At 62.8% G+C, this 14195-nt stretch carries 12 protein-coding genes and 1 pseudogene; 5 read left to right on the top strand and 8 right to left on the bottom strand.

The annotated features are described in order from the left end of the window. Window positions 1–53: 53 nt before the first annotated feature. Window positions 54–1907: an ABC transporter ATP-binding protein gene (locus RF641_RS11615; protein ID WP_161448988.1), complete on the bottom strand. Its 1854-nt coding sequence runs from the start codon at window positions 1905–1907 to the stop codon at window positions 54–56. Between the two features lie 91 nt (window positions 1908–1998). On the opposite strand from RF641_RS11615, the pseudogene RF641_RS11620 reads away from it, so the two are divergent. From RF641_RS11620 to RF641_RS11635, 4 genes and pseudogenes are all read left to right on the top strand, one after another. Then, a pseudogene (locus RF641_RS11620) lies at window positions 1999–2361 on the top strand (heavy metal translocating P-type ATPase); the annotation flags it as partial. Between the two features lie 35 nt (window positions 2362–2396). Then, window positions 2397–3020 (top strand): TetR/AcrR family transcriptional regulator C-terminal ligand-binding domain-containing protein, encoded by a 624-nt coding sequence (locus tag RF641_RS11625; RefSeq protein ID WP_424573233.1) that lies wholly within the window; start codon window positions 2397–2399, stop codon window positions 3018–3020. A 420-nt stretch (window positions 3021–3440) separates the two neighbouring features. After that, window positions 3441–4325: a sugar phosphate isomerase/epimerase family protein gene (locus tag RF641_RS11630; RefSeq protein ID WP_424573234.1), complete on the top strand. Its 885-nt coding sequence runs from the start codon at window positions 3441–3443 to the stop codon at window positions 4323–4325. A gap of 30 nt (window positions 4326–4355) precedes the next feature. Next, the gene (locus tag RF641_RS11635; RefSeq protein ID WP_053799155.1) at window positions 4356–5357 is read left to right on the top strand and encodes a Gfo/Idh/MocA family oxidoreductase; all 1002 of its coding nucleotides are present in this window, start codon (window positions 4356–4358) and stop codon (window positions 5355–5357) included. Between the two features lie 89 nt (window positions 5358–5446). On the opposite strand, the gene RF641_RS11640 is transcribed toward RF641_RS11635, so the two are convergent. The 3 genes from RF641_RS11640 to RF641_RS11650 are packed head-to-tail and all read right to left on the bottom strand — an operon-like array spanning window position 5447 to window position 8615. Continuing rightward, window positions 5447–6442, bottom strand: coding sequence for a substrate-binding domain-containing protein (locus RF641_RS11640; protein ID WP_424573235.1), 996 nt, complete (start codon window positions 6440–6442; stop codon window positions 5447–5449). A 26-nt stretch (window positions 6443–6468) separates the two neighbouring features. Then, window positions 6469–7653: a Gfo/Idh/MocA family protein gene (locus tag RF641_RS11645; RefSeq protein WP_424573236.1), complete on the bottom strand. Its 1185-nt coding sequence runs from the start codon at window positions 7651–7653 to the stop codon at window positions 6469–6471. 26 nt (window positions 7654–7679) lie between these two features. Continuing rightward, a complete protein-coding gene (locus RF641_RS11650; RefSeq protein ID WP_053799152.1) occupies window positions 7680–8615 on the bottom strand; it encodes a sugar phosphate isomerase/epimerase family protein in 936 nt (311 codons plus the stop codon). Window positions 8616–8847: 232 nt separating this feature from the next. Between RF641_RS11650 and RF641_RS11655 the strand changes: the two genes are divergently transcribed. Then, window positions 8848–9849: a LacI family DNA-binding transcriptional regulator gene (locus RF641_RS11655; RefSeq protein WP_424573237.1), complete on the top strand. Its 1002-nt coding sequence runs from the start codon at window positions 8848–8850 to the stop codon at window positions 9847–9849. Between the two features lie 74 nt (window positions 9850–9923). Here RF641_RS11655 and RF641_RS11660 read toward each other — a convergent pair whose 3' ends face one another. The 4 genes from RF641_RS11660 to RF641_RS11675 form a co-directional block, all read right to left on the bottom strand. Then, a complete protein-coding gene (locus RF641_RS11660; RefSeq protein ID WP_424573238.1) occupies window positions 9924–10811 on the bottom strand; it encodes an ATP-binding cassette domain-containing protein in 888 nt (295 codons plus the stop codon). Between the two features lie 18 nt (window positions 10812–10829). Continuing rightward, window positions 10830–11894, bottom strand: a complete 1065-nt coding sequence (locus RF641_RS11665; RefSeq protein WP_053799150.1) for an ABC transporter permease — start codon at window positions 11892–11894, stop codon at window positions 10830–10832. 78 nt (window positions 11895–11972) lie between these two features. Next, complete coding sequence (locus RF641_RS11670; protein WP_424573239.1) at window positions 11973–12968, bottom strand: substrate-binding domain-containing protein; 996 nt, start codon at window positions 12966–12968, stop codon at window positions 11973–11975. Between the two features lie 198 nt (window positions 12969–13166). Next, the gene (locus tag RF641_RS11675; RefSeq protein ID WP_120991732.1) at window positions 13167–14189 is read right to left on the bottom strand and encodes a LacI family DNA-binding transcriptional regulator; all 1023 of its coding nucleotides are present in this window, start codon (window positions 14187–14189) and stop codon (window positions 13167–13169) included. Window positions 14190–14195 lie beyond the last annotated feature (6 nt).

Below are 14195 nucleotides of genomic sequence, written 5' to 3' on the forward strand. Positions count from 1 at the left end.
CGGCCGTCTGCGTTTAGGAGGAACCGTGCACCGGTCCACCACGGTGCCTGCGGCTACTGGGCGAACTGCGTCTCGTAGAGTTCGGTGTACTTCCCGCCCAGGCCCAGCAGCTCGCTGTGCGTTCCGCGCTCGATGATGCGCCCGCCCTCGACCACCAGGATCTGGTCCGCGGAGCGGATGGTCGACAGCCGGTGCGCGATGATCAGCGCGGTGCGGTTTTCCAGCGCCTCGGTCAGGGCCGCCTGGACTGCTGCCTCGTTGGCGGAGTCCAGCGCGGCGGTGGCCTCATCCAGGATCACGACCTGCGGGGCGGCAAGCAGCAGCCGGGCGATGGTCATGCGCTGGCGTTCGCCGCCGGACAGCCGGTAGCCGCGCTCGCCCACCACGGTGTCCAGCCCGTCGGGCAGGGCGGCGATGACCGGCTTCAACCGCGCGCGTTCAAGCGCTTCCCAGATCTGCGTATCGTCGGCCCCGGGTCGGGCGAGCAGCAGGTTGGAGCGGATCGACTCGTGGAACAAGTGCCCGTCTTGGGTGACCATGGAGACGGTTTCGCGCAACGAGTCGAGCTTCAGCTCGCGGATATCGGTTCCCGCCAGCTCGACGGCTCCGGAATCCACGTCGTAGAGCCGGGCCAGCAGCGAGGCGATGGTCGACTTTCCGGCGCCCGAGGAGCCGACCAGGGCGACGGTCTGACCTGCCTTCACCTCGAAATCGATGTCATGCAGGACTTCCTGCCCGCCGCGGGTATCCAGCACCGCGACCTCTTCCAGGGACGCGAGCGAGACCTTGTCAGCGCTCGGGTAGGAGAAGTTCACGTGGGAGAACTTCACGGGCACCGGCCCGGGTTCCAGGCGGCGGGCGTCGGGCGCATCGGTGATCAGCGGCTGGAGGTCCAGCACCTCGAACACGCGGTCGAAGCTGACCAGCGCACTGGTGATTTCCACGCGGGCATTGGCCAGCGCGGTCAGCGGAGCATACAACCGGGTCAGCAGCATACCCAGGACCACCACGTCGCCAGCGGCCAGGTCGCCACGCACCGCATACATGCCTCCGAGGCCATATACCAAGGCCAGCGCCAGGGCGGCGACCAGAGTCAGGGTCGCGACGAAGTAGTACTGGCGCATGGTGACCTTGACGCCGATGTCCCGCACACGGCCCGCGCGCAGCGCGAACTGGTGGGATTCGTCCTTGGGCCGGCCGAAGAGCTTGATCAGCGTCGCTCCGGGCGCCGAGAAGCGTTCGGTCATCTGCGTCCCCATTGAGGCGTTCAGATCCGCGGATTCCTTGCGCAGCAGCGCCACCGACTTGCCGAAGTGCCGCGCCGGCAGCAGGAAGACCGGAAGCAGCACGAGCGCGATGGCGGTGACCTGCCAGGAAGTCGTGAACATGACCGCCGCGGTGAGGATCAGGGCCACGGTGTTGGACACCAGCCCGGACAGGGTCCCGGCGAAGGCCGCCTGCGCGCCGATGACGTCGTTGTTCAGGCGGCTGACCAGCGCCCCGGTGCGGGTTCTGGCGAAGAATGCCACCGGCATCTTCTGCACGTGGTCGAACACCGCGGTGCGCAGGTCGTAGATGATTCCCTCGCCGAGCTTGGAGGAGAACCAGCGGACCACGACGGAAACGATCGCGTCCAGCACCGCCACCAGCGCGATGACCAGCGCCAGGTTGACGATGATCCGGATGCCGCTGCGGGCGACGATTTCATCCACGATCCGGCCGGCGAGCACCGGCGTGATGACGGCAAGCACCGCCGAGCAGATGGAGAAGAGCACGAAGATGAGCAGCCGGGTCTTGTAGCCTGCGGCGAATTGCAGAACGCGTTTGGGTGTTGTCGGCGCGTAGGCCTTGCCCTTGTCCCCCGACAGCTTCCAGAGGGAATGCCAAGCGGCATTTTCCATGCTCATTGTGTCTTCTCGCGTTCCTACTCGGGCGAATGCTGCAACCTACCTGCCCATGGTGCCAGCTGGCAGGCAGTTGGTTCCAGCTAGGGTCAGCTTAGGCGACGGCGTCAACGACGCCCCGGCGCTGGCTCGAGCGGAGGTCGGCATCGCCATCGGCGCCGGCACCGACGTGGCCATGGAATCCGCCGGCGTGGTGCTGACGGGCAGCGATCCGCGTGCGGTGCTCTCCATGATCGACCTGTCCCGCGCCAGCTACCGCAAGATGCTGCAGAACCTGGCCTGGGCCACCGGCTACAACGTGCTCTCCGTGCCGCTGGCCGCGGGCGTGCTGGCGCCGGTCGGCTTCGTGCTCTCCCCGGCGGTCGGCGCGGTGCTGATGTCGCTGTCGACCATCGTCGTCGCACTGAACGCGCAGCTGCTGCGCCGGGTGCAGCTCGACCCGCGGCAGCTGGCTTGAACCACGGCGCACTGACTCTGGATAGACTGGTGCGGGTGAGCGACGACCAAGAATCCAGCACTGGCGCACCGACCCCCGCCAAACGCGGCCGCCCCCGGCAGGCGGGGAAAAACGAGCAGATCCTGGGCGCAGCGCAGCAGCTGCTGGCCGAATGCGGATTCGCGGCATTCACCATGGACGCCGTGGCCACCCGCGTCGGGGCCTCCAAGGCCACGATCTACCGCCGCTGGGCCTCCCGCACGCAGCTGCTGGCCGAGGCCATCAGCACCCTTGAGTGGTCCGCAAAGGCACCGGACACCGGGAGCCTGCGCGCCGACCTGATTGCGTTGGCCGACGTATGGTTCGCCGAGGACCCGCAGCGCGATGCGATCTTCGTGAACCTGCTCGCGGCGCTGCCGCAGGACGATACGCTGCACGAGCTCTACATCTCCAAGCTCGCCGGACCGCGGGCCGAATTGGTGAAGCAGGTCCTCGACCAGGCGGCGGCCCGCGGCGAGCTGGCCACGACGGCCGCCGTGGAGAGAACCCGCGGCATCATCCCGGGACTGGTCTTCCACCGTTTGGCGGTCGAACGGCTGCCGATGGACCGCGCCTACATCACCTCGCTCATCGACCACGTGATCCTCCCCGTGCTGCAGCGCTGCGCCATCGAAGCCTAGGAATCCGACGTTCAAGGCGTTGGACCGGTCCACGAGCCGTGGATGCCAAAGATCTTCCTGACCGGAATACTGCTGTGTGCCATCGCCTGCCCCGCCCAAGCTACTCTGCGAAACCCCGTTGCCAACGACCCGCTGACAACCGGTCAAGCCGCGCGCCGAGACCCACGCTCCAGTTCATTTCGAGGCCTCGGCGCGTTTTCATTCCCGCGGGGCAATTTGCCTGCGGAACCCAGCACGATACCGATCTGGCAATATGGCGGCTAGGACTCCAAGAGACTTTCTTGCAGCACATCCACGGTTCCCAGCTATTGATTTACCTGGCGGGATGACCTAGAGTTTTTGTGTGTCAAAATGTCAGGACATATTCACATAGTTCGCTCACTTGCCTCAATCCAAGCAGCGCCCCTGAAGGGAAAACCCGTGCCCAACCTCTCCATGAATGTCACCACCACGTTTTACGGCAACGTCGCTACCGACATCGCCACGGCGAAGGCGGCCGGCTTCGGCGGCATCGAATTGCAGAGCCCCAAACTCTACCGATACCTGAATGCCGGGTATTCGATGCATAGCCTGCTCCCTCTTCTGGAGGGGCTGGAAGTCACCGGAATCGGCGCGGTTCTGGACATGGAACGTCAGGGCAGTGCCCGCGATGAATTTCTGGCCGAGGTCGAACGCATGGCGAAGATCGCCACGGTGGTCGGTGCACCCATCCTCCAGCTCTGCACCGGCCCCGTCGACTGGAACGTAGTCAAGGACTTCAAGGCCGGAACCCTGGCCGCAGCCGACCCCCGCTACCGCGGAACCCTGGGCCTGCCTGAATCTGAGGCCATCGACGTCGCCGCGCGGAATGTCAGCGATGCCGCAATTATCGCGGAGGCCCACGGCCTCGACCTCTACTTGGAGCCGCTGGCGTGGTCGAATATCAACCGCTGCGCACAGGCGCTGGAAATCATCGAGCGGTCGGGACGTGAGAATGTCGGCATCGCATTGGATACCTGGCACTTCTGGACGGTCGGCGACACCCTGGACGAGGTCGCCGCGCTGCCCAAGGAACTCATCAAGGCCGTGCATATCTCCGACGGGCTGGATCTCGACCGCGAAAACGAAGTGCCCACCCAGGATGTCCATCGCAATGTGGTGATCGGCGGCGGCGCCATTCCGTTGCAGGAGTGGGCTGATGCCGTGAAGTCCACCGGATACGACGGCTGGTGGGTCTCCGAGATGTTCTCAGACAAGGCCAATGAACACGATTTCCTGAAGGTTGCGAGCACCATGCGCAATCTGCTGGACATCATGGTTTCCTAATCCGCACTCGAATCCCCAAGGAACTTCACCATGCAACGCTTTGCACTGATCGGCGCCGGATTCATCGGTTCCGTCCATGCGCGGAACCTCGCCGCCAACCCCGACGTCGATTTCAGCTTGGTCTACGACGTGGATGGGGAACGGTCCACATCGCTCGCCCGCGCCCACGGAGCCCGGGCCGCCAGAGACCTGGATGAGGTCTTCGACCCCGCCCGCATCGATGCGGTGTTCATCGCATCCTCGACCAACACGCACGCCGCCAATCTGCGCCGGGCAGCCGATGCCGGGATCGCGGCCCTGGTGGAGAAGCCCATCGACATGGACTTGGCGCAGGCCAGGGAAACCGTCGCCTACGTCGAACGCGCAGGCATCCGCGCCATGGTCAACTTCAACCGCCGTTTCGACCGGGACCACGCAGAACTCAAGCGCCTGGTTGACTCCGGAGACCTGGGCCCGCTTTCCCTGCTTCAGCTCACTTCCCGCGGGCCAGCCCTTCCGCCCTTGGACTACCTGAAAGTGTCGGGAGGACAGATGCGGGATCAGACAGTGCACTTCTTCGATCTGGCCAGGTGGATCCACGGGACTGACCCGAAGGAAGTTTTCGCGGCCGGTTCCGCCCTCACCGATGCCCGCGTGGCGGAACTCGGAGATGTAGATACCTCCGCCGCGACACTTCTCTTCGATTCCGGGGCCCTGGCCCAGATCGACAGTGTCCGGCACACCGGGTACGGCTATGACGAGCGGATCGAAGCCCTGGGTTCCGACGGCATGGCTGAGTCCGGCCGGATGCGTTCGGGCAATGTCACCCTGTTCCGCGGTCCGCAGTCCCGTTCTGACGGCCTGCACGGCAACTGGTTCGAGCGGGTGGCGCCCACCTACGCCGCGGCTCTACAGGGTTTCACCGATGCCCTAGAGCGTGGCGAGGACGTTCCGGTGACACTTCGCGACGGCCTGAAGGCCCAAGCCATCGCCGAGGCGGCCACCCGCTCGCTGAGCAGTGGGCGCAGCGAACGGATCAATTACGAGTTCTGACGCATGGGTTGCGACAAGGGACCCTGACGGGAAGAACGGCCGCGGCCATCTCCCGGTCGGGTCCCTGCCCCCGCCGCTTGGGCAGGATGCTACCTGATCCCCTCCTGAGCGAACTTCAAAACGTCCGCACCGTTGGTCGAATCGACAATCGCCGGACCGGTCAGGATATTCTTCCCACCGCCGATTTCAAACCCGCCGCGGTGGTTCTGCCATAGGGAATCAACCGCTAAGTACCCTTGCAGCCACGGCTGTTGATCCACGGTGAACAGGATCTTTTGATCCACGATCCCCTGGACGAGCTCGGCGTTCAAGTCGAAGGATGCGATCACCGCCTCGCTGCCGACCTCCGCTTTCGATGCGGCGGCAGTCAGCGCTATGGGCGCATCCAGCGCGACCAAAGAATCCACTTCCCGGGCGGTCTGCAGTTTCGCCGTGATCGTCGAGGCAACCTGGGTCATGTCGGTGCCCTGGACGTAGAGGTTCTCCGTCTCCGGAATCACCTCCTTGACGCCTTCACAGCGGGCTTCCAAGCCCACGTTGCCCTGTTCGTGGATCACGCAGATCGGAGATGTCTTGCCGTCCTGCTTGAGCCGTTCTCCCACCGCCTCGCCGGCCAGTTTTTCGTCGCTCCCGAAATGGGCAAAGGCGCCCATGGCCGCCGACACGTCGCCACCTGAGTTGATGGACACCAGCGGAATACCAGCTTCCTCGGCCTTGGCCAAGACGTCTTCCAACGCGCCAGGCTTCGCCAATGTGACGATGATGCCGTCAACACCCTGCACCACATACTGCTCGACAAGTTGCGCCTGCCGCCCGGCTTCGGAATCCGAACTGTAGATCAGCTCAACATTGTCCTTCGCTGCGGCCTCCTCGGCACCCCGCCGAATGGTGTCCCAGAATGTGTTTCCAGGAGCGCCATGGGTGATCATGGCAACCTTGATCGGATCGGTGGAGGCAACCTGTCCCGCGGGCGACTTGTCTTCCACCACCTGCCGGCCACCCTGCGACGAGCATCCGGCCAGGATCAGCGCTCCGGCGAGCGCCAGCCCTGCAAAACGCGAACTCTTCGATTCAATCCAACGCATGTTGTCCTCCCTCGATCCGATGCTGGCTAGCTGTGGGCCACGAGGCCCTTGACGGTCGCGGGTTCCTTGCGCTGGTGCGACTCGTAGGCGGCACCGACAACGTTCATCATGCGTTCGGCGGTGCTGAAATCGGTGCTCATCGGCTGGTCATCGCGCACGCACCGCACGAATTCCTGAATCTCAGCCACAAACGCCTCGGCGTATCCGGTGCCCACTCCGGCCCCGGGCATGGCCGCCACGTCATTGAAGTACGGGTGGCTCGGGCCCGTGTAGACGGTGCGCGGCCCGTTGTATACGCCGTCGGAGCTAGCTGCGAAGATCTGGAATTCGCCGCCGCGAATGGAGTCGAAGGTGATGCTACCTGCATCGCCGAACAGCTCCACGCCAAGGGAGTTCGGGACGCCGTGCGCGATGCGGCTGAGCTGGACTTGCCCTACGGCGCCGTTCTCCAGGCCCAGCGTCAGCAGGGCCACATCGTCGTTGGTGACCTCGCCCAGCTGTCCGGTGACTGCCCCGCCATGGCCCACTGCGCCGGCGGCGGCAAGCGGGCGCTGCTTGATGACCGTGTTCAGCGTTGCGTTGTGCACAGCTTGAATACGTCCGGCCACGAATTCGACCGCATCCAGGGCATGGGCTCCGATGTCCAGCAGCGCGCCGCCACCGGATTCTTCCTGGGAATAGCGCCAGGTCAGTGCGCCATCTGGATTCGCAGCGTAGTCGGCGTTGTACCAGGCGCGCACCGTATGCACGGTACCGATCAGCCCCTCGCTCACTGCGGCGGCCACGGCAGCCAACCCGGGGAGGCGGCGGAAGGAGAAACCGACGCCGGTCACTGCTTCGCTGGCCTGCGCAAGCCGTGCCAGATCGGCGGCTTCTTGCGGAGTGCGGCCAATGGGCTTCTCGGCGAACAGGTGTTTTCCGCTGGCCAGCACCTTCGGCAGCACCTGCGCGTGCAAGAAGTTGGGCAGGGCAACGCTGATGATGTCGACATCCGAATTGATCAGCGCATCGACGTCCGCTGTGGCCTGCTGGAAGCCGAAGCGGCGTGCCACGGATTCGGCGAGTTCCAGATTAGGGTCCGCAATGCAGACCAGTTCGAGGTCCACGGGCTCGCTGCCGCGCACCATCATGGCGTTGCGGAACCCGAAGGCGTGGGCCTGGCCGGCCATGCCGGCGCCGATGATTCCGATGCGTAGTTTCTTGTTGCTCATTGGTCTGCTCCTTGAAGTCTGGTTGTCTAGTGTGCGGCGACGCGGATTCGCGAGGTGCACGAAGAAATGTGGTTAAAAGTGCGCTGTGCGATGGGCAGTGGCTGGTCCATGCTCTTGAGCGGGTACATGTCCTGCTCGACGATCGCGAAGATCTCCCGATCCAAGTTCGCCGCCGCCTCCAGAACCGGTCCGAAGTCGGGAACGCCGAAAGGCGGCTCTACCATGATTCCCATCTGCACCGCAGTGGCGAAGTCGATGTCATCCTTGAGGATCTGGGCAATCAGCTCCGGGTTGACCTGCTTCAAGTGCAGGTAACCGATGCGGTCCGGGCGCTGCGTGATGAGCTTGACGTTGTCGCCTAGGTAGTAGGCGAAGTGCCCCGTATCGAGACAGAGATTCAAGTATCGGGGATCGGTATTGTCCAGCAGCCGATCGATGTCCTGCCGGGTTCCGATGGGACTGTCCGCATGGGAGTGGAACTGCTGGCGAACGCCGTATTCTTCCAGCAGCCGGCGCCCCAGTTCGTCGTGCCCGGTGCAGAAGTTGTCCCATTGTTCGGCCGAGTAGCCGCGGCGGCCCTTGACGGCACCGGCGGCGTCGCGCAACCAGAGTTCGGGAATGACGATCAGGTGCTCCGCGCCGAGCCGGGTGATCAGTTCCGCAACTTGGCTGACTTCTTGCCAGGCCCGGCTAAGTTCCGCACCGCCCAGATGCAGCGAGGTGAAACTCGTTCCACCGGTCAGGGTCAGCCCGTGCTGTTCCAGCTGATCCGACAGCTGGCTGGCATCAGTGCCCAAATAGCCGTAGGGGCCCAGTTCAGTGTAGGAGTATCCGGCAGCGGCGGCTTCTCGCAAGTACTGGCCGGGAAGCGGCTGCAGCGGATCTTCGGCGTTCCATACACCCCATGAGTCCGGGGCGATTCCCACCTTGATTCCTGGGGCAGGGGCCTTTTCAAGAGACATGTATCCTCCGTCGTTGTTGTGGTGTTGGAGTTAATACTAGAGCGCTCTATATTGCCGGTCAATAGGTTTGTCAGAACATATTCGCCGACATTGTTTCGCCAAGTCAGAATGGCTATTAAGATTCGTTTCGAGACGCTCAGCAGCCCCGGAGGTGCCATACTTCCCATAAGCTAGGTGCTATGGGGGCCAACCGGCCGTCTACCGAAGAAAATTTTCAGGAAAGGGATCTGCCGTGAAGTCGGTGACCATGGAAGACGTCGCACGTGCGGCCGGAGTCTCTCGTGCGCTGGTGTCCTTGGCCTACCGAAATGCTCCGGGAGTCAACGCGAAGACCCGGGAACGCATATTCCAGGCCGGCCGCGACCTGAACTACCAGCCGAACCGCATCGCAGCTTCCCTAGCCAGCAAATCCCAGAATTCCATCGGGGTTTTCCTCTCGGATCTGCACAACGACCTGTTTGCAGACATCTTCGACGGACTGCGCGAGGGGTTCGGCGAAAGCGCCAAGCAGCTGATCCTCGCCATCGGCAGCATCGACGGCCAGCGCGACACTGCAGCCCTCGACACGCTGGTGCAATCGCGCGTAGATCTGGTCGTTGCGGCCGGACTACTGCTTCCGGACGCCGCGCTGTCAGGTTACGCCGCTGTAACCCCCATGGTCAGCACGGCCAGAATCGCTCCGGGCACGGATAACGTCTACGCCAATAACTTGACCGGCGCCGCTTTGGCGACCAACCACCTCATCGAGTTGGGGCACCGCCGAATCGCATTCCTGGCCAACCCGCAGTCGGACGGCTACCGCGAACGCGGCACCGGCTATCGCACGGCCATGCAAACGTCAGGCCTTGAACCCTGGATCATCGCTTCGTCCTACGCACGCACGCAGGCCGCCGTCGACATCGGGGAAGCCCTGCGTTCATCGCAACGACCTACTGCCGTTTTCGCGCACAACGACCAGAGCGCCTTGGGCGTGCTGGACGCCGCCGCCCATTACGGGATACATGTTCCTTCGCAGCTTTCGGTGGTCGGCTACGACAATTCATCTTCCAGCCTGGTACCCGGGATGGCGTTGAGCACCGTGGACATCCATGCCCGCGAGCTCGGACTGCGTTCCGCGCAGGCGGCCTTGGCTCGATTGGAAGATCCGTCGGCACCATTGCAGTCCATCTCGATCGAACCCTCGCTGCTGGTTCGCGGCACCAGTGCCCGCAGCGAAGATGCCCGCAATACCTGACCCGCACGGCAAAATCCCTGGAGCACGGGATGAATTTCCCGTGCTCCGGGGATGAAGTCCTCAGATAATCGGAGCTACGACGAGGTTCCGGCGGCAGCGCCGGCTTCAGCTTCAGCCAGCTCTTCCTTGTGGCCGCCGATCTGCTCCAGCTCGTGAGCCAGCTCGGCCAGCTCGGCGCCGCCGGCCATCTGGGCGGTGAGCTCCTCAACGGTGATATCCGCTTTGGGGTAGTAGCCGATGGAGCGTCCACGTTTGAGCAGGAGGAATGAATCCCCCACTGGATAGGCATGATGCGGATTGTGCGTAATGAAGATGACCCCCAGCCCGCGGTCGCGCGCCTGCAGGATATACCGCAGCACGACACCAGACTGCTTCACACCCAATGCCGCCGTGGGCTCATCCAGAATCAGCACCTTGGCGCCGAAATACACCGCACGGGCAATGGCCACGCACTGCCTCTCGCCGCCAGATAGCTGGCCGATGGGCTGCTCCACGTCGCGCAAGTCGATACCCATGTCGAGCAATTCCTTCTTGGCGATCTCCTTCATTTTCTTCACGTCCAGCTTCTTGAACGGACCAACACCCGTGGTCAGCTCAGAGCCCAGGAAAAAGTTGCGCCAGATGGGCATCAGCGGGACGACGGCCAAGTCCTGGTAAACCGCGGCGATGCCGGCGTCCAGAGCCACGCGGGGGCTCTTCAACTTGATGTTCGAGCCGTGCAGCGTAAATTCGCCTTCGTCATGCTGATGCAGGCCAGCGATGATTTTGATCAGCGTGGACTTGCCCGCACCGTTGTCACCCAGCACGCAGGTGACTTTCCCCGGGTCGACCTGCATATCCACGCCCCGCAGGGCGATGATGCTTCCGTAGTGCTTGCCCACGTTTTTCAAGGTCAGAAGATTGTCGCTGGTCTTTGGTTCCAGCTTCTCAAGCAGCTGCTCGTTGGTGAGTCGAGATTTCATAGTCCTTTTTCCCTTTCGCTACTTGCTGGATTCCGCGCGCTTCTTCACCACGATGTTCACTACCGTGGCCAGCAGGAGCATCAGGCCCAGGAAGAACTTGAACCAGTCCGGGTTCCATTCGGCGTAGACAATGCCCTTGTTGGCCATGCCGAAGATGAAGGCGCCGATGGCGCCGCCGATGGCTGAGCCGTAGCCGCCGGTCAGCAGGCAGCCGCCGATCACCGCGGCGATAATGTAGAGGAATTCGTTGCCGATGCCTTCGCCGGATTGGACAGTGTCGAAGGCGAACAGGTTGTGCATGCCCAGGACCCAGCCGCAGAAGCCGACTGCCATGAACAGTCCGATCTTGGTGCGTACTACAGGCACACCGACCGCGCGGGCGGCCTTTTCATCGCCGCCGATGGCGAAAATCCAGTTGCCCACCTTCGTGCGAAGCAGGATCCAGGAGGCGATGACGACCATGATCAGCCAGATGAAAACGGTGACCTTCACGTCGATTCCCGCAATATTCACGGATGAGGCGAAAACTGCCTTCGCGCTTTGGAAACCATCCATGTTGGCGATCGATGGCGAGGAGACCGAGCCGCCGATTGCGCGAGTCAGGCCCAAATTCAAGCCAGTCAGCATGAGGAAGCTGGCGAGCGTCACGATGAACGAAGGAAGCTTGGTCTTGATCAGAATGATTCCGTTGATGAAGCCGATCAACAATGAGACGACCAGGGCCAACACCACTCCGACCCAAACGTTCAAACCGAAGTACCAGGAAAGCAGCGAGGCGCTCAAGGCGGAGGAAATCACTGCGACACCGGTGGACAGGTCGAACTCTCCGCCGATCATCAGCAGGGAGACGCCCACAGCCATGATGCCGATGGTCGAAGCGCCGTACAGGACGGTCGCCATGGAGGCCGGTGCCAGAAAGACAGGTGCGACGATGGCGAAAAAGATGAAAAGTGCGACGGCACCGACAAGGGCGCCGATTTCCGGACGACCCAGCAGGACTGACAGCGCGCTTTTCTTGGCGACGCGTTCATCTCCTGGTTGTGCCGAGGTTTTACGAGAGGTGGAAGCTGTTGTGAGTGTCATGGTGTTTTCTCCTGGTCCGGTGTTCCTGCGCCGCTAACTCGATGCCGGATTTGGCGGCGCAGGATCGAGGGGACGTGCTTAGCGGATGCCTTCCTGGGCAAAGGTGGAAATACGGTCCGCGACTTCCTTGTCGACAATGGTTGGGCCGGTCAAGGTGGCTTGGCCGCCGCCGATGGTGAATCCTCCCCGGTGATTCTGCCACAGCGAGTCGACGGCCATGTAGCCTTGCAGCCATGGCTGCTGGTCTACGGTGAACAGCACATTGCCTTCCTGGATTTCGGTGACCAGCTGCGGGTTCATGTCAAAGGAGACCACGTTGACTTCCGAATTGGCGGTGGCCTTTGCCTTGAGCAGTGTCATGGTGATCGGCGCTCCCAGACCGATGATGGCGTCGGCTTCGGCATCAGCCTGCAGCTTGGCCGTGGAGGTCGATTCCACTTGGGTCATGTCGGTTCCCTGGACGTAAAGTACCTCCGTGGCCGGAACGACCTTCTTGACGCCGGCGCAGCGGGCTTCAAGACCAACGTGCCCCTGGTCCTGGATCACGCAGATCGGCTTCTTGATGCCTTCTGACTTCAACTTTTCGCCGGCGGCTTCCCCAGCAAGCTGTTCGTCAGAACCGAAGTGGGCAAAGGCGCCAAGGTCCTTGAAACGGTCTTCGCCCGCATTAAGGCTGACGATCGGAATGCCTGCGTCGGTAGCCTTCTTCAAAGCGCCGGCCATCGCGTCCGGCTTGGCCAGAGTGACGGCAATGCCATCGACACCTTGGTCCACTGCCTGCTCGATGAGCTGCGACTGGCGTCCGCCGTCGGGGTCGCCAAGATACTGCAGTTCGACATTGTCCTTCGCCGCAGCTTCTTCTGCACCCTTGCGGATGATGTCCCAGAAGGTGTCCCCTGGAGGAGCGTGGGTGATCACGGCAATCTTTATGCGATCAGTAGAAGCAACCTGCCCGCCACCTTCCGCCCCGCTAGCTACCGGCTCGCGACCACCCTGGCCCGAGCAAGCGGCCAGTCCGAGGGTCGGAACAATCGCGAGCGCAAGCGCCGCTTTCCGCCAAGTTGTCATTCCCATAGTCCTGTTCCCTTCAGGTAACCGTCGGCAGGTTCCGTCATCCCCTGGATCATGCCGCCTACTCAAAAATGCTCGTGATGTGAATCACAGGTCCCCTAAAGTCTGCGCCAAGAATGTCGATCCGTCAATACTTTGTAAAGACATAAGGATGTTCTTACGAGAAATTCGCTTAATTGGGGCAACACCGAGCTCGCCCGGTCACGGCGCAGGACGCCTCCGACGGGACGATTCACGCACAACCAACTCAGGCGAAACCAGGATCCGTCGAGAAAACTGGCCATCGGGCGCACGGAGCATACGCAGCAGCAAGCGTGCGCCGCATCTGCCCAATTCATCGGTGTCAGGGTCCACGCTCGTCAGAGAAATCCGAGACATGCCCGACAGCGCGATGTTGTCGTACCCGGTGACCGCGACCTGTTGCGCAGCTTCATCCAAGGCCTGCAACGCTCCGAGCGCCACAAGATCGTTGAAGCAGATCAGCGCTTCCGGGACCGGCCCCACCAACAGCATGTCCGCCACGGCCTTCCGGCCGGCTTCCAATGTTGGCCCTGCCTCAAGCACTCGCGCATGCCCCTGCAGCCCATGCTGTCCCATTGCACGATGGTAGGCCGATTCCCTGTTGCCGGACACCGAACCGGAACCGCCGGATACATGAGCAATGCGGGAAAACCCGGCGGCCACCAGATGCTCCACAACCCGCGCAATACCCTGCGCGTCGTCCACTTCGACGACGCCTATAGAACCCTGGGTAGCCCGGCCGCTGCCGATGAACACCGCCTGCGCGCCATCCAGGACAACCTCGAATCCAGAACTCTCGTCAACGGTTCCCACCACCAGGAAGCCACTCACCCGCAAGTCGCGCAATGCCTGAAAAGACGATGCTTCCACACCCCTTCCTTCGTGGGCCGGGGCGGCGCTGAACAAGACATCGAATCCCGTTTCCTGCAGCTCGTCCCGGACGACTTCGGCGACTTCAAGAACCCATGGGTTGTGAAGCTCGCCAAGCACGACTCCGATCACCCGAGGGTTCTCCGAGGCCAGCGAGCGAGCAGCGAGATTTGGCTGGTAACCCAGAGCCCGAATGGATGCTTCAACTTTTTCGCGGCGCTGAGGACTCACACGATCCGGATTCGACAGCACCAGCGAAACCAGCGACTTGGAGACACCCGCATGACTGGCGACGTCGCGGATGGTGGGTCGACGGCGCAACGACTCAGCCATGGCGCC

The organism is Arthrobacter sp. 'calajunan' (assembly GCF_046940185.1).
Lineage (GTDB): Bacteria > Actinomycetota > Actinomycetes > Actinomycetales > Micrococcaceae > Glutamicibacter > Glutamicibacter soli.